This is a genomic window from Rhodohalobacter barkolensis, assembly GCF_002834295.1.
GTDB classification, from domain to species: domain Bacteria; phylum Bacteroidota; class Rhodothermia; order Balneolales; family Balneolaceae; genus Rhodohalobacter; species Rhodohalobacter barkolensis.
In genome coordinates, this window is the sequence record NZ_PISP01000003.1 from 437,878 (window position 1) to 453,355 (window position 15,478).

General features: G+C 43.8%; 16 protein-coding genes. 5 read left to right on the top strand and 11 right to left on the bottom strand.

All coding sequences use genetic code 11. The annotated features are described in order from the left end of the window. Positions 1–82: 82 nt before the first annotated feature. On the top strand, positions 83–679 hold the full coding sequence (locus CWD77_RS11800) for a class I SAM-dependent methyltransferase (RefSeq protein ID WP_101073768.1): 597 nt from the start codon (positions 83–85) through the stop codon (positions 677–679). Positions 680–1,513: 834 nt separating this feature from the next. Here CWD77_RS11800 and CWD77_RS15490 read toward each other — a convergent pair. The 9 genes from CWD77_RS15490 to CWD77_RS11845 all read right to left on the bottom strand — a co-directional run bounded on the left by CWD77_RS15490 (position 1,514) and on the right by CWD77_RS11845 (position 11,396). Beyond that, positions 1,514–1,723 (bottom strand): hypothetical protein, encoded by a 210-nt coding sequence (locus tag CWD77_RS15490; protein ID WP_133120226.1) that lies wholly within the window; start codon positions 1,721–1,723, stop codon positions 1,514–1,516. Between the two features lie 110 nt (positions 1,724–1,833). After that, positions 1,834–2,223 (bottom strand): rhodanese-like domain-containing protein, encoded by a 390-nt coding sequence (locus CWD77_RS11810; protein ID WP_206018006.1) that lies wholly within the window; start codon positions 2,221–2,223, stop codon positions 1,834–1,836. 72 nt (positions 2,224–2,295) lie between these two features. Next, a complete protein-coding gene (locus CWD77_RS11815; protein WP_101073770.1) occupies positions 2,296–3,534 on the bottom strand; it encodes an MFS transporter in 1,239 nt (412 codons plus the stop codon). Positions 3,535–3,654: 120 nt separating this feature from the next. Continuing rightward, on the bottom strand, positions 3,655–5,448 hold the full coding sequence (locus CWD77_RS11820; protein ID WP_101073771.1) for an SLC13 family permease: 1,794 nt from the start codon (positions 5,446–5,448) through the stop codon (positions 3,655–3,657). 51 nt (positions 5,449–5,499) lie between these two features. Beyond that, positions 5,500–7,233, bottom strand: coding sequence for a SulP family inorganic anion transporter (locus CWD77_RS11825; RefSeq protein WP_206018007.1), 1,734 nt, complete (start codon positions 7,231–7,233; stop codon positions 5,500–5,502). A gap of 55 nt (positions 7,234–7,288) precedes the next feature. Further along, entirely contained in the window at positions 7,289–8,695 is a 1,407-nt protein-coding gene (locus CWD77_RS11830; protein WP_101073772.1) for an MBL fold metallo-hydrolase, read from the bottom strand. A 188-nt stretch (positions 8,696–8,883) separates the two neighbouring features. Continuing rightward, the gene (locus CWD77_RS11835) at positions 8,884–9,309 is read right to left on the bottom strand and encodes a DUF6691 family protein (protein WP_101073773.1); all 426 of its coding nucleotides are present in this window, start codon (positions 9,307–9,309) and stop codon (positions 8,884–8,886) included. Between the two features lie 148 nt (positions 9,310–9,457). Further along, on the bottom strand, positions 9,458–10,021 hold the full coding sequence (locus tag CWD77_RS11840; RefSeq protein ID WP_101073774.1) for a YeeE/YedE family protein: 564 nt from the start codon (positions 10,019–10,021) through the stop codon (positions 9,458–9,460). Positions 10,022–10,136: 115 nt separating this feature from the next. Continuing rightward, complete coding sequence (locus tag CWD77_RS11845; protein WP_101073910.1) at positions 10,137–11,396, bottom strand: NAD(P)/FAD-dependent oxidoreductase; 1,260 nt, start codon at positions 11,394–11,396, stop codon at positions 10,137–10,139. 117 nt (positions 11,397–11,513) lie between these two features. Between CWD77_RS11845 and CWD77_RS11850 the strand changes: the two genes are divergently transcribed. The 4 genes from CWD77_RS11850 (at position 11,514) to ribB (ending at position 14,358) form a co-directional block, all read left to right on the top strand. Further along, a complete protein-coding gene (locus CWD77_RS11850) occupies positions 11,514–12,308 on the top strand; it encodes a GntR family transcriptional regulator (RefSeq protein WP_101073775.1) in 795 nt (264 codons plus the stop codon). A gap of 138 nt (positions 12,309–12,446) precedes the next feature. Next, entirely contained in the window at positions 12,447–12,647 is a 201-nt protein-coding gene (locus tag CWD77_RS11855) for a YgaP family membrane protein (protein ID WP_101073776.1), read from the top strand. A gap of 125 nt (positions 12,648–12,772) precedes the next feature. Next, positions 12,773–13,096: a preprotein translocase subunit YajC gene (yajC, locus tag CWD77_RS11860; protein ID WP_101073777.1), complete on the top strand. Its 324-nt coding sequence runs from the start codon at positions 12,773–12,775 to the stop codon at positions 13,094–13,096. A 38-nt stretch (positions 13,097–13,134) separates the two neighbouring features. Further along, positions 13,135–14,358 (top strand): 3,4-dihydroxy-2-butanone-4-phosphate synthase, encoded by a 1,224-nt coding sequence (gene ribB / locus CWD77_RS11865; protein ID WP_101073778.1) that lies wholly within the window; start codon positions 13,135–13,137, stop codon positions 14,356–14,358. 99 nt (positions 14,359–14,457) lie between these two features. Here the strand turns inward: ribB and CWD77_RS11870 are convergent, their stop codons facing one another. Together CWD77_RS11870 and CWD77_RS11875 are read right to left on the bottom strand one after the other, a co-directional pair. Continuing rightward, entirely contained in the window at positions 14,458–15,060 is a 603-nt protein-coding gene (locus CWD77_RS11870; RefSeq protein ID WP_101073779.1) for a signal peptidase II, read from the bottom strand. 10 nt (positions 15,061–15,070) lie between these two features. Next, the gene (locus CWD77_RS11875; protein ID WP_101073780.1) at positions 15,071–15,475 is read right to left on the bottom strand and encodes a TraR/DksA family transcriptional regulator; all 405 of its coding nucleotides are present in this window, start codon (positions 15,473–15,475) and stop codon (positions 15,071–15,073) included. Positions 15,476–15,478 lie beyond the last annotated feature (3 nt).

Consider the following 15,478-nt stretch of genomic DNA (forward strand, 5'->3'; position numbering starts at 1 on the left):
ATTTACAGACCTGACAGACCTGACAGGTTTTCGAAACCTGTCAGGTCTAATAACTACTCGATTTCATAAATAATCATTCATCATGAAAGACTTTTGGAACAACCGATACTCGGATAGTGAGTACGTGTACGGAAAACAACCCAATCTATTTTTCAAGCGAGCACTAGACAGAATGACACCCGGCAAGTTACTTCTTCCGGCCGAGGGTGAGGGAAGAAATGCAGTTTATGCCGCCAAGCAAGGATGGGATGTTTTTGCTTTCGACTATAGTGAAGAAGCCAAACAAAAAGCACTCGCTTTGGCATCAGAAAGTGGAGCGAACATTCGCTACGAGGTCTCTTTTGCCGAGGATATCTTACTGCCTGAAAATGAGTACGATGCTGCCGCTTTAATCTTTGTTCATCTGCCAAAAGACGTTTTTAAACCGTTTCTCAATAAAGTAATTAACAGTCTAAAAAGCGGTGGAATTCTCATATTGGAGCTCTATTCTGAAAAACAGCTTGGAAGAGAATCCGGCGGACCAAAATCAAAGGAGTTGCTTTTCGATTACGATGAGCTTCGATCGCTATTGAAAGGTGTGAATGTAGATCTGTTTGAGGAGAAAAAGGTTGAGTTGATAGAAGGAAAATATCATCACGGTGAGGCAGTTGTCATTCGCGGGATTGCAACCAAGAAATAGAGTTCCAGGAAAGCTTGTATTTGATGTCATTTCCCCTCCTTTCCAAGGAGGGCGCAGGAGTGGTTGAAGATTTCTGAAAAGAAATACACCATTATTATTTAGAACAATGACCCGGTTAAAAACACACGATGATATTCATTGATAGACAAATTCAATATTCCCAACAAAATAAGCCCTTCATATTGCGTACCTGACGGCACGCTTTTTAAAATGTTTCCTCATTTTATCTACCTATGTTTTGTCCCTAAGGGACAAGTTTTTAACACATAGGAAGAACTCAAAGTTTTTTTTGATTACGAAGGATTTGGTAACCATCCCATTGGGGACGGAATATGGGAAGAGCTCAAAAACCCAACACAATTCTTCATTCCGTAATGGATCCAGAAACTCGTATTGCGTACCTAAAGGCACGCTATTTTCAGATGACTCCTCTCTATTTCTACTACCCATGTTTAGTCCCTACGGGACAAAGTTAAATTTAGATATCGAATGATCAGTCACATTTTTTATACCAAATCAGTGGGTTGAACACCACTTTAGTGCCGTCTTTCATAGTACAATGAATCCCGTATTCTCAAGAAATCCTTTCTTAGGATCGTCCCATTTGGGACGAAATATGGGTAGATTCCAAAAACCCAACACAATTCCCCGTGCCGTTAGGTACGGAATAAGAAAGGCCGCAGAACGTTGAGCAGATGTTCATTCCTTCAGGAATTCACATACGTTCCGCGGCCTTGAGAAAAAATCTTTTAACCGCTCCAAGTGGTTAGACGGATTATTCTTGATTTTTTGTCTATCCGTCTGACCGACTGTAGCGGTCTGACGGGGATTTATTCACTTCTCCAGTTTCTCAATTCTGCTTTCCAGATCATCCAGCTTTTGCTGAATTTGATGGAGCATATGGATGATAATCACGTGTGTTTTCTTGGCATCGATACCAACTACACTCTCTTCACTCTGAATGGCGGATTCGATCTCTTCCAGTTCTTTTTTGGGTATGCTTAAATCCATTGTTTTATCTATCTGCTTTTGATTTCTGTTCAACCCGTTATACCGCTTAAGACGTACTCGTGGCACGCCTCAAAGTCGTGCCACGAGTGTCCTAATAATATATCCGGCTGACCGCGGGTAGCAATCTGACGGAGCGTTGAGTATTACTCGGTATCTAATCCATTTCGAGCCAGGTCATCGAATCCGCCGACGTTGTAGACATTTTCGAACCCTTTGCTTTTCATGAGTCGGGCGGCCTGTCCGCTTCGATTTCCTGATCGGCAATAGAGGTAGTAGGTTTTGTCTTTATCGAGAGAGTCCACTTTGTTGTGAAACTCACCGGCGTTAAAATCAATCAGCTCATCGGCTAATTTCAGGTGGCCTTCGTCATACTCCATTTTAGAGCGGACATCAATCACCACACCTCTCTCCTCTTCTACTTTCTCTTTGAACTCCTGGGCACTGATATCAATGCCATTCGATCGAGATAAAAAACTAAACATGATCATTCCTGTTATTATGATTCCAATTGTTACGATTAATATTCTTTGCATAAATTTCTTTTAGCAGTTGATTAAACTTCCTGCTCCTTAAGAACTTTGCCAATCAAATCCATTTAATACTCATCATCCTTCAGCAGACTTAATCGGTCTGTTCAATTTGTTCATTCCAAAGGCAATAAAGCCCGCAGACATCAAACTGATAACTCCGGTAACGGTTATGGCCAGTGAGAGATTAAATGCATCCGCAATTACACCGGTTACAACAGCACCTACCGCATATCCGCCATCTCTCCAAAGCCTGTACACTCCAACACTTTCGGCACGATCCTGCGGATGAACCAGATCGGCTACTGCCGCGATAAATGTAGGATAAACCATCGCTGTTCCGATTCCAAGAAGGGCCGCAACCACCAGAAATTGATAAAATCCGGTCAACATTTGAAAAATAAGCAAGCTCACGGCCTGAACAAGCATCCCGGCTACCAACATCTGCTTCCTCCCGGTGTAATCCGAAAGTTTTCCTGTTGCGACCTGAAAAATCCCCCAGAAAGCAGGATAGATAGCTGTAACCACTCCGATCTGAGCCATATTCAGATCAGCTGCAGCCAGAAACAGCGGGAATGCTCCCCAAGCCATTCCATCCTTCAGGTTGGTGGCCATTCCGCCCTGTGATACAGCAAACAAATTTCGGTCGGCAAACGATGCCTTCCAGAAAAGACTGCCCTCACTCTTCTTGGTTTTAGCTCCTTTTGCTTCCAGATTCACCCACGGCTCGGTGTCAATCACTAATACGATCGACATAATCAACCCAATGACTGCCATTCCGATACCGAGATAGAACGGATACGGTCTTAGTCCAAACTCGGAAGCGATCCAACCTGTCAAAAAGGCGACGACTCCAACGGCCAGATAGCCCGCAAATTCATTCAAACCCATCGCAAGACCGCGGTCTTTCTTACCGGCAATGTCGATTTTCATAATCACATTGGCCGACCACGCCAGTCCCTGGTTTATCCCGAGCAGCACATTGGCCAGAATAATCCAGTTCCAGCTTCCCGCAAACATCAATATAAATGGAACCGGAAGACCGAAAAGCCAGCCCACTATAAGCATCTTCTTCCGGCCGTACTGCTGTGCAAATCGTCCGGCAAAATAGTTCGATGCTGCCTTGGTAATTCCAAATACAACAATGAACGAAAAGATCGCCGTGCGAGCTGCAATACCGAATTCTGTCTCTGCGATTTCAGGCAGTATGGTTCGCTCCAGGCCAACCATCCCCCCCACAAACGCATTGATCATAACCAGCAGAGAAAACTGCTTCCAGTTCTCTTTCAGACCGAGTTTGATGGTTTCAGTGTTCATTTTCTACTTGGCATTTACCATAATTTGGTTTTTCCCAAACTGTATTTCTTTTCATCCCCCTGTCCCCCTTCAAAGGGAGAACTTAATAGCTCATTATGCATTACTGTTCTTTCTTCAATTTTAAAAGAAGGTGTAGTAAAAGAACAGTACCGATACCACCAGAAACACAATCGTCATTCCGCCTCCGGCTTTGAAGTAGTCTTTGGTTTTATATCCTCCGGCCGACATCATCAAAGCATTTACCTGATGCGTTGGCAGCACAAATGAGTTACCGGCATTAACAGCGGCAAGCAGTACCAATGGACGCGGATCCACACCGGCAAGGGCGCCAATGCCTACTACCAGCGGTGCCAATACCACCACGGCTCCTACATTCGACATCACCAGAGAAAATCCGGTTGAAAGTATTCCAACGGTAAACAGCAGCACCAACAGATGACTTCCCTCAATAACGCTCATTACATTTTCTGCCAGAAACTGGGCCGTGCCGCTGTTTTGCATGGCTGTACCAAGCGGAATCAAACCGACCAGCAGAAATACCACTTTCCACTCTATGGATTTGTATGCCTGCTGAATGGACATGACATTGGTCAGAACCATCATCACGGCGCCGGTCAGAAATGCGATAGAGATGGAAAATCCACTCATTGCCAATACAATAGCCAGCAGAAAACTTCCGGCGGCCTGCCAAGTTTTAGAAGGGTCCTTCATCTCGGCAGAAATCGGTGTAGTCACTATAAACGGATCACTGCTCTGTAGTTCTTTAATATTTTTCCATGTTCCGTATATGATGAATGTGTCGCCTGCCTTAATTTTATGGTCTGAAAAATCATCATCAACGTTTTCCCCCTGGCTGAACAACATAATCGGCTCTACAGCATATCGCTTTCTCATAGAGAATTCCCGAATCGTTTGACCGACCAAATCTGAACGCGGCGGAACAATTACTTCCACAAATCCGGATTCTTCGGGATCTTCAATACTTTCAAAAATAATGTGATCTTCTGTTGCGCTTAATTTCTTGTCATCCGTAAAACGGTTCACATCATCCACTTCACCATAAAGCGCAACTACCTGTCCCTCTTTTAAAACCGTTTCGCGCCAGGGAGAGTACTGTGTATTATTTCCATCACGGAGAGCCAACAGGTTGATATTGTAATCGCTCCATATCCCACTCTGTTCTATCGTTTTTCCGGTCAGTTCGCAGTTGTTTTCAACCCGGAAATATCGGATATCCTTATTCAGGCTAAACGCCTCTATGATCTTCTCCTGTTCTGTTAATTTAGACTCGCCTTCAGTGCTCTCCTGAGGAAGAAAATATTTACCCAGCAGCACAAAAAAGAGAACAGCCGCAACCAAAAGCGCGATTCCCACCGGGGTTACTGCAAACAGACCGTATGGATCCAGGTCTGCATTTGCCAATAGGTCGTTTGTCAAAATCAGGTGACCGGATCCTACCATGGTGAGCGTTCCACCAATAATCGCAGCGAAACCGATCGGCATGATCAGCACAGATGCTGATATTTTTGTTCGGCGGGAAATATCCATGATGCTGGGCAGGAACAGTGCCGCAGCTCCGATGTTCTGAATCACTCCCGAGAGTGTTCCGACAGACAGCGAGAGCGAACCCAGAATGGATGATTTATTCGAACCAACCCGCTTCAAAAGCCATTTCGAAAATCGGGACATCATGCCCGTTTTGGCCATTCCCTCACCAAGTATCATAACCGCAATCATTGCCACAACGGCATTACTCGAAAACCCTGCCAGCGCCTCATTTGTTGTTAAAATCCCGGTCCAGCTGAGCGCCAGCATGGTAATGAGTGCAGTAACATCAATCCGTATAATTTCCGTAACCAGCATGAAGATGGTAAAGGCCATGATGGTCAACACAATAATAATCTCTGTCTCCATATCTCTGAATAGTCTATTTGCTACATATTATTTCAGTATAAAAGCGGCTTGTTACACGTTTGTCTGACAGGGAGAAAACGTCTTTTTAATTCGTTCCGGCTGATCTTTGTAGTACGCCACAGCTCCGGATACGTCAAAGAAAAAATTCTCTTCACCCATCGCCTCCTGAATACCGCATTTTTTCAGTTTATCCCTCACCGGGCCAATCGCTCCGGCTATAAAAAACGCAATTCGTCTCTGTCTTAAATCCTTTATCACCTCGCTCAGCATATGCACTCCTGTTGAATCGACAGAGTGGATGGCTGAGGCATCGAGGATAACCAATTCCAGTTGTTCACCCCGCTGTTCAATTATCCGAAAGAGAGACTCCTGGAAATGTTCAACGTTGGCGAAGTAGAGTGAGGAGTCGTATCGATAGATCAGAACTTCATCATCTACTTCTGCTTCCGTATATCGATTGATATTTCGATAATTTTTTGAATCGCCAAGCCTTCCAAGTTCTGCACTGTGAGGCTTCGTGCTGCTGTAGATCACCAGTACCAGTGAGAGTACCACACCAATAGCGATTCCTTCTTCAATACCGAGTGCCAACGTTGCAATAAACGTTGCCAGTAACATTGCAAGATCACGTTTGTCTGTTTTCCAAAGGTGCTTCATCTCCGAAATATCAAACAGTCCCGCTACCGCCACCATAATAATCGCGGCCAGTACTGCACTTGGCAGATAGTAAAACAGGGGCGTCAGAAACAGAACCGTCAGTGCAATAATTGCCGCACTGATAATCGATGCGATCGTTGTATTGGCGCCGGATTGATCATTGACTGCTGTTCTTGAAAATCCTCCCGTTGTTGGAAATGCCTGGAAAAATGAACCCCCGATATTTGCGGCTCCCAGCGCAATCAGCTCTTTATTGGCATCTACTTTGTAACCGTGTTTGTTGGCAATCGCTTTTGCCACGGCAATCGATTCCATGTAGCTCACCAATGAAATGATCAGCACAGTTGGAATCAGAATTCGAGCGTCAGATAGATTTAAAAATTCCAGACTGAACGTCGGCAATCCTTTTGGGATTTCTCCTACGATAGCCACTCCGTGCTGATTCAGCCCAAACATAGCCGTTAATACCGTACCAACCACAACAACAACCAAAGCTGACGGGAATGTCCGTTTCCATTTTCTAATCAGAATAATCGCAGCTATTGAACCGATACCAATGGCAGCTGTAATCGGCTCAATTTCCGTGAATCGTCTGAACGTTTCTATGACAATCTCCTGAACCTGTTTTGTCCTTGTCAGTTCGAGTCCGGTTAAATTTTTTATTTGGCTGGCACCAATAATCAAAGCGGCAGCTGATGTAAACCCGCTTAGTACTGGATGAGACAGAAAATTTACCAGGAATCCCATCCGGAATAGGCCCATTAAAAACTGAACCAGGCCAACACCCAGTGCAGTTAATATCGCTAACTGGATAAAACGTGCACTCCCTACTTCAGCAAATTCACCGACTCCCGCAACTACCAGAAGTGAAACCATGGCTACAGGACCTACAGCCAGCTGTCTCGATGTGCCGAACAGCGCATAAATAACCAATGGTATGATTGAAGCATAGAGCCCATAGACCGGAGGTAAACCCGCCAGTATCGCGTACGCCATTCCCTGAGGAATAAGCATGATACCCACGGTTACACCGGCATTTAAGTCTCCTTTAAATGCGCTTTTATTATACGATCCAAGCGTATCTACTATCGGTACGAAATTTTTGATATGTGTTTTTAAATTCTCCACTTGAGTATAAAAGGCCGACAACTTTACGCTGCCGGCCTGTTCTTTGATTTCTTATTTATGCTTTAACTTTGCTCATGTATTTTTCGAAGTCGTCGTCGATGAGAGCAACTTCGAATCCTTTTCTCTTCAGGAATGCTGAAGCTACAGCAGATCTTCCGCCTGTCATGCAGTGCAGATAGAGTTTTTTACCTGAAGGAATGTTCTCTTTGTTTGGAAGCAGTCTGGTGTGTGCAAAGTTTACAGCACCGTCAACATGAGACTCCTCAAATTCAGATGCTTTTCTTACGTCTACAACCAGTTCGTTGCTATCCAGATTTTCAACATCTTCAAATTTCACTACATCCAGTTTCTCCATGTCGCCACCCTGATCTTTGTACATCAGAATATCTCGTGGAGTTACATAACCTACCACGTTATCCAATCCAATTCTGTAGAGGTCACGAACGGCTTCTGTAAGCTGATGTTCGCTAACTACCAGATAGATTTGATCGTCTTCGGTGATGTATGATCCGGCTACCGTGTTGAACTGCTTGTTTAAAGGCGACAGCAGTGATCCCGGAATATGTCCGGCTACATAGTCTTCTTTTTCTCTTGTGTCGAGAATAATAGGCTCTTCTTTACCTACCAATCCTCTCAGTTCGTTAAGAGTGAGTCGTTTTGGCTGTGGCAGACCGCCAATCAGAGCTGGACCAATTTTGTTGTCACGCTTCATGCGCGCAAAATAGAGTGGCGGCTCGGGCTGTCCTTCCAGAATAAAGTTCACAAAACTATCTTCTGAGCTGGCTGATTTCAGAGAGTTATTATATCTCAGCTCATACCCTACTGTTGTTTCAGGAATTGCACCCAGTGCTTTACCGCATGCGCTGCCTGCTCCGTGTCCCGGCCATACCTGCATATACTCGGGCAGCTTTTTGAACTCTTCTACTGTTCCAAACAGCGTTCGCGCAGAAGGCTCCATTACATTTTCCTGTCCCGCAGCAGATTCAAGCAGGTCAGGACGTCCTACATCACCCACAAATACAAAGTCGCCTGTAGCCACACCCATCGGTTCGCCCGCAGCGGCTCCATCTGTTATAAAATAGCTGAGGTGCTCAGGAGTATGTCCCGGTGTGTGCCACGCTTTGATTGTGATGTTTCCGATTTTGAACTCATCGCCGTCATTCAGGAATTCATAGTCATAATCACTTCCCTTCAACCACTCATATTTCCAGTCTTTGTCGCCCTCGTCAGAAGCGTATACTTTTACGCCACGCTCTGCGAATTCGCGAAGACCTGAAATGTAGTCGGCATGGATATGTGTATCCACAGCAGCCGTAATGGTTAGATTCTGGTTTGCTGCATGGTCGATATACTGATCGATATCTCTCATCGGATCGATGATTACAGCAGTACCGTTCGCCTGGCATCCTACCAGGTACGCATATTGTGCTAATTTTTCATCAAAGAATTGTTTGAAATACATGTTGTTCTACCTTTATTGTTTTGTTTTTAAATATTCTTAAAAATCCTCCCCCTTTGAAGGGGGGATGAGTAATCGCGTTAAGCGATTGCTCCGGGGGGATGTTATCTCTGTTATTTGCTCATCAATAAATCTTCTAACACACCCCTAAATCCCCTCTCAAGAGGGGACTTCTTTACTACCTCTTCAACTTAATGAGGAATTTTGTCTCTTAGCAGTCCGTATGTATATGTACCTGCTAAAGCTGCTAAAATTGGGATCACCATAATGGTCAACCCGCTTCCAAGCAGTGCAAACATTGGTCCCGGACAGGCTCCCAAAAGCGCCCAGCCTAATCCAAAGATGGATCCACCTACGATGTATCTGGTTACTTGCGATGCATCTTTAGGAGGAATCGATATTGGATTTCCTTCAGCATCTTTCATGTTCTTTCTTTTGATAATCTGAACGGATATGATGCCCACGATCACTGCCAGTCCGATAATTCCGTACATATGAATGGAATCGAACCGGAACATCTCCTGAATTCTGAACCAGGATACAACCTCTGATTTAACCAGTACAAAGCCAAAACCTGTACCGATTAATAAGTATTTTAAATATTCTGAAAATTTCATGTGTTGTAAGTCTTAGAACCTTTCAGCGTTCCGACAACAGTCGGAACCTGAAAGTGTTCGGTTATATAATTTCTTGTTTTTCGTTATGCTTTTCTTGACGCTGTCAGATCCCGACAACAGTCGGGACGCTGACAGGTCTTTAGCTTCATTAACCAAGTATAATTGGGTAGATGAAGAAGGTCATGATCAAGCCTCCGATAAAGAATCCGATCACTGCAATGAGTGATGCAAGCTGAAGATCAGATAAACCTGATATGGCATGACCTGAAGTACATCCTCCTGCATATCTGGCTCCAAAGCCTACCAAAAATCCTCCAAGAACCAATACGGTCAAACCAACACCTGTTCCAAGCATATCCCATGCAAACAAGTCATTTGGCACAAGTCCGTTAAAGTCCTGAATACCCAATGCCTGAAGGTCGGTTATTGTGGATGCTGCCAACTGGATCGGCTCCGGATTTGCAAATACATATCCGCCGAGGAACCCTCCCAGCACTGTACCTACCAAGAAAGTTATGTTCCATCTGCCGGCTGATTTCCAGTCGTAATTAAAAAATTCAATATTCCCGAAGTTACACGCTGCACAGGCGTGACGAAGGTTTGCCGATACACCAAACATCTTGCCGCCCAGCAGCAGTAAAATGGGAACGGTTAACCCAATGATCGGGCCGGCCACGTACCAGGGCCACGGTTGATATAAAAAGTCTAACATGATTAATTGCTCTGTTTTTTATTGTTACAATTCAAATATACTGCAAATGTATTTACTTGTCAATACAAGTGTAATAGATCTTTTCTATTCACCTGTTTATGATTACCTAAAAGCATTACGCTCTTCCTTTAAGCATTCCATGCCAGTACATTAAAGGTAGTAAGTCTCTCTTCATGTGGTACATACTTCTCCGTTCTTTTGCTTGATTAATTGGAAATGAAGGTGTCATATTGTTGTCGTAGTCAAATTCAGCGAGTATCAGTTTGTTATATCCGGTTATTAGCGGGCACGAACCGTAGCCGTCATAAGAGAGTTTATCATTAATCTTTCCTTTCTGTAACAAGGATATCAGGTTACCTGCTACTACAGGAGCTTGTTTACGCACGGCAGCCCCGGTTTTAGCATTGGGTGTACTCCCGGCATCTCCAAGTGAAAAGATATTCGGATACTTGTTATGCTGAAGTGAACTTTTATCCACATCTACCCATCCCTCGGCATCAGCCAGCGGACTATTCTTGATAAAGTCAGGCGAGCTCATAGGTGGTGTCACGTGGATCATATCAAATTCAAGTTCCACTTCATCTACCGGTTTGCCATCTTTCAGGATATCATAAACAGCAATCTTTTCATCTGCTTTAATCTCTTTCAAGTTATGCAGAAGTTTAACGTCTATACCGTACCGCTCAATAACGGGACCTAATGCATCCTTGATTTCTTCAACCCCAAATATGACCGATCCCGCACTGGTAAATTTCACATCAATATCGTCCAATATATTATTTCTCTTCCAGGTATCGGACGAGAGGTACATTATTTTTTGAGGGGCACCGCCACATTTAAATTTTGTGGCCGGCTGTGTAAAAAGAGCACGCCCTTTTTTCATATTATTGATGCACTCGTGCACATAATCTACCTGATTATACGAGTAGATACTGCAAATACCATTTGTACCGATATTCTCAGCAAGTCCCGGTATGGCATCCCAGTCTACCTGAATACCCGGTGCTACAATTAAATACTCATAGGAAAAAAACTTTCCGCAGTCTGTTTCCACAATATTTTGATCCGGATGAAACGCAACAACATAATCTTTTATCCATGCCACATCATACGGCATTACATCCTTCATCAGTTTCTTCGACTTCTCTTTATGAAATACCCCGGCGCCATTAAATGTCCACATTGGTTGATAGTAGTGCACATCCGAAGGCTCAATAATTGCAACATCCGGCTTGCTTAACTTTTTCTGCAATTGAGCAGCTATTGTAATTCCGGCTGTTCCACCACCAACTATTAAAAACTGATGATGATTAGCGTAAGGACGTGCTTTTATTGTTTCAACATTCTTTCCTGAAACTGTTTTTAACTTTTCCATAGCTCTTATTTTATTTTTTTGGTATACCATTAAGTTAACAAAATATTACTTGTTAATACAAGTATTGATGTATACTTTTTATTTTACTATATTTAGTATTAAAGAAATAAACTCGATATGACTCTAAAAGAAGGAATACCGCGCCACGCGCAGATCACGCAGTGGTTAATTGATCAGATAGAGAAGGGTGAATATCAGCCGGATGAAAAGCTTCCGTCTGAGAATGAACTCGCCAAAAAGTTTGATGTCAGCCGCGTTACCATTCGTCGTGCCCTCCAATCCCTCGAAAATGACGAACTGATATATCGCTGCCAGGGCCTGGGGTCATTTGTCAGTGACGACCGAAAAAAACACAACCTGGTTAAGCTGACCGATTTTAACGAAGACATGAAGAAAGCAGGCCTTGAAGCCTCTTCCATTGTTAAGCTTTTTGAAGTTATCAATCCACCCAAGTGGCTGGCTGAACGCCTCAACATTGAAGAGAATATAAAGGTTCTGCGCGTTGACCGACTTCGCTTGGGTGATGGTGAACCGATTGCATACGACATCTCCTGGCTTCCCATTTTTTACGGACAACTGCTTTCGGAAGAAGCCTTAAAGGAGAAAACGATCTACTCAATTCTTGAGGACGATTACGATATTGAGATAACCAAAGGCTGTTATCGCATGTCGGCCACAGTCGCCGATGAAGAACTCTCCAAAGAGTTGGATATACCTGTTAAAACTCCACTCTTTTTAATAGACAGAATCACATATACAATAGGCGAAAAACCAATTTACTATCAAAAGCGCTACTACCGAAACGATCAGGTTAAGTACGAAATGACTTTGGAACGCGGAGAAAATGACATATCAAAGTCTGAACCCTTGCCCCTGAAAGAGTTCGTTCCGGTATTTCATTCATCCGATTAAACGTAATCCACTGTAATGAAAACCGGTAAATCAAACATATTGAAATTCATTGCAGTCTGTGTGATCTGTATTTTGATCATCACAGCTATCGGTTTTGGAATTCAATTTCTTATCAACACCTAACACTGGAGTCTTATTATGAAGAAAAATATGGGTAACATCGATCGCGGTTTGAGAGTAATTGTCGCACTGGTTGTGGCTGTACTTTATTTTACCGGACTAATATCCGGAACCGTAGCCATCATTCTCGGTATTTTGGCAGCTGTATTTATTTTAACAAGTCTTGTGGGCACATGCCCTCTTTATCTACCCTTTGGTTTGTCTACCAAAAAAGAATAAAGAGGTATTTCTCTTTTCCAATTACTATTTGATAAAACTTATCACACTCTCAGAGTGAATTGCTCACCCATGGGAAAAAGTGTATCTTTCAAAGCTGAAATCTTAATCCAATAATTAACTTTGATATGACATTTTTGAATGTATTTTTTCTGATGGGATCACCCGAAGGCGGTGGCGACGGCGCAATGATTAACCTGATCTTTCTGGGAGCCCTCTTCTTTGTATTCTATTTCTTCATCATTCGCCCGCAAAGCAAACGGCAGAAAGAGATTCAGAAAAAAGTAAGTGAACTGAAAAAGGGTGATAAAGTGGTAACATCCGGTGGAATGATTGGAACGGTTAACACTATTGACGAAGACACCGTACTTCTTGAAATTGACAGTGGCGTGAAAGCCCGTTTCCAAAAAGGATCCATCACGGATGTAAATCCTAATAAAAATAAGAAGTAATTTGATTTTAACCGGGTAATCCGGAAACATACTCTATCATGACACAGTCTCCTTTCCATACTATAGAAGAAGCTATTGAAGATATTCGTGCGGGCAAGATGATCATTGTAGTAGATGATGAAGACCGCGAAAATGAAGGAGACTTTTTAATGGCTGCAGATCAGGTCACGCCCGAAGCCATTAATATTATGGTGAAGCATGGCAGAGGCTTGGTTTGTGTACCCATTACCCGCCACCGTGCGCATGAGCTGAATCTGGATTACATGGTAACTGAGGGAGCTGATCCCGATGAAGCCGCATTCACCATTTCGGTAGATCACAAGAAACTTACTACAACCGGGATTTCTGCACCCGATCGTGCCAATACCATCAAGGAGATTATCAACCCGAAGGCACACCCTTCCGATTTTCGCAGGCCCGGACACGTTTTTCCCCTGATCAGTGTAGAAGGCGGAGTTCTGAGAAGAGCAGGTCATACCGAAGCAGCCGTAGATTTTGCCCGTTTGGCAGATTGTGCGCCGGCCGGAATCATTTGTGAAATTATGCATGACGACGGTGAGATGGCGCGGCTTCCCGAATTGATTGAGCTCTCCAAAAAGTTTGATATGAAGCTGGTAACAATCAAAGATCTGATTGCTTACCGCATGAAGCATGAATCGCTTGTTAAAAAAGTTCTTTCCGTAGACATGCCAACAATCCATGGCGATTTTGATCTGCACGTTTTCGAAGAGAAGCTGACCGGCGAACATCATCTCGCCTTTACAAAAGGTAGCTGGACCGAAGAGGATCCCGTTCTGGTTCGTGTACACTCTGCAAATCCTCTTGCCGACATTTTTGGGAGCAAGCGAAGTGACAAAACCGGCCTGCTCCACGAGAGCCTGAAGATGGTCGCTAAATCGGATCACGGCGTTGTTCTATATATGGATCAGATGAGCCGTGAGTTTAACATTGTAGATCAAATCACAGCTATTCGTCTGCAGGATGACGGGCTTAACAAGGAAGAGATTCGGTCTAAGCTAGGGTCAAAAATGGACTCGCGCGATTATGGTGTTGGAGCCCAGATTTTGCACATGCTGGGAATTCGCAAGCTGCGTCTGCTCACCAACAATCCGGTTAAACGGGTTGGACTAAAAAGCTTTGGCCTGGAAATGGTAGATGAAGTAGCCATTCCGCTCGATCATATCGACACGGACCATCCGGAAGAAAAACTGGACAAACCTCAATCGAAGGAAGGGTTTCTTAAAAAGCTGATGCTGGAATAAATTCAGGTCTTCCCGAATTCTCGGGACTGTGAAAAAACACACAGCAGGTCTCAGAAGCGAATCTGGCTCATTAATTGCCAAACGCAAACTGCCAACTGGTTACTGTTGATCTGCACTCTCTATTTTTGGAGACTCATCACTTCTTGTTTCACTCATCATTTCCATATCACTCTCCCCTTCATCCTCAACCGGCATGATCCACTTGTGGAAGAGCAGTAAAACAATAATGGAAGTACTGATCGCAATATCAGCAACATTAAAGATATAAGGAAAAACAGGAGTATCCCCTATAGTCAGGTTAAAGTGGATAAAGTCTACCACATGGCCATCGAGAACCCCGCCGTAACCGCCAACAATTCCCATAAAAATACGGTCGTAGATGTTGCCGAGCGCACCACCAATAATCAGCCCCATACAGATCAAGTAGGCATAATTTGCCCGGTTCAACGTATAGATGATATAGCCGATTATCCCAACCGTGGCCGTAATGGCAATGACGCTGATCGCCGGAGTGGAGAGCCAGTCCATCCCCATCGCCATGCCTGGATTTTTAGTAAAATTAAAAGCCAGCCACCCCTCAATCAGATCAACCCTGTGAAGGTCCGGTGATGTTCGAACGATGTGTTTTGTGATCTGATCAATAATCAGAACAATAACCGCCGGAACTGAAAAAATAAGCAGCTTTTTTGCTTTTTCTGACAAAATGTAGACTCTACCTGCGTTTTAGTTTAGCCTCTATACTCAACTGAGTGTGAGGTACCGCTTCCAGTCTGCCCTTGGCAATCTTTTTGCCGGTAACCTTACAAACGCCGTAAGTCTTATTGTCGATTCGAACCAAAGCGTCATCCAGATAGCGGATAAACTTCTTGGTTCTGTTGAAAAGCATATACGTCTTTTCACGCTCCTGAGCATCCGTGCCGGCATCTGCCATATGAAATGAGTAAGCCGATTCGTCGGAAGAGTTTTCCATGCTTTCACGCAGAGTACTCTGCAGTGCGTTCAGCTCCTGCTCAGCCTCGTCTCGCTTTTTGAGAATAATTTCACGGAAGTACTCCAGTTCTTCGTCGTTATACGGACTGATTCGTTCCTTTGTCTTGGAATCCTTTGAAGATGCCATAAT

Coding starts and splice junctions, on each gene's coding strand:
- CWD77_RS11800 (WP_101073768.1), top strand. CDS start 83: ATGAAAGACTTTTGGAACAACCGATACTCGGATAGTGAGTACGTGTAC.
- CWD77_RS11815 (WP_101073770.1), bottom strand. CDS start 3,534: ATGAACACTGAAACCATCAAACTCGGTCTGAAAGAGAACTGGAAGCAG.
- CWD77_RS11875 (WP_101073780.1), bottom strand. CDS start 15,475: ATGGCATCTTCAAAGGATTCCAAGACAAAGGAACGAATCAGTCCGTAT.
- ribB (WP_101073778.1), top strand. CDS start 13,135: ATGACACAGTCTCCTTTCCATACTATAGAAGAAGCTATTGAAGATATT.
- CWD77_RS11835 (WP_101073773.1), bottom strand. CDS start 9,309: ATGAAATTTTCAGAATATTTAAAATACTTATTAATCGGTACAGGTTTT.
- CWD77_RS11845 (WP_101073910.1), bottom strand. CDS start 11,396: ATGGAAAAGTTAAAAACAGTTTCAGGAAAGAATGTTGAAACAATAAAA.
- CWD77_RS11840 (WP_101073774.1), bottom strand. CDS start 10,021: ATGTTAGACTTTTTATATCAACCGTGGCCCTGGTACGTGGCCGGCCCG.
- CWD77_RS11820 (WP_101073771.1), bottom strand. CDS start 5,448: ATGGAGACAGAGATTATTATTGTGTTGACCATCATGGCCTTTACCATC.
- CWD77_RS11850 (WP_101073775.1), top strand. CDS start 11,514: ATGACTCTAAAAGAAGGAATACCGCGCCACGCGCAGATCACGCAGTGG.
- yajC (WP_101073777.1), top strand. CDS start 12,773: ATGACATTTTTGAATGTATTTTTTCTGATGGGATCACCCGAAGGCGGT.
- CWD77_RS11830 (WP_101073772.1), bottom strand. CDS start 8,695: ATGTATTTCAAACAATTCTTTGATGAAAAATTAGCACAATATGCGTAC.
- CWD77_RS11810 (WP_206018006.1), bottom strand. CDS start 2,223: ATGCAAAGAATATTAATCGTAACAATTGGAATCATAATAACAGGAATG.
- CWD77_RS11855 (WP_101073776.1), top strand. CDS start 12,447: ATGAAGAAAAATATGGGTAACATCGATCGCGGTTTGAGAGTAATTGTC.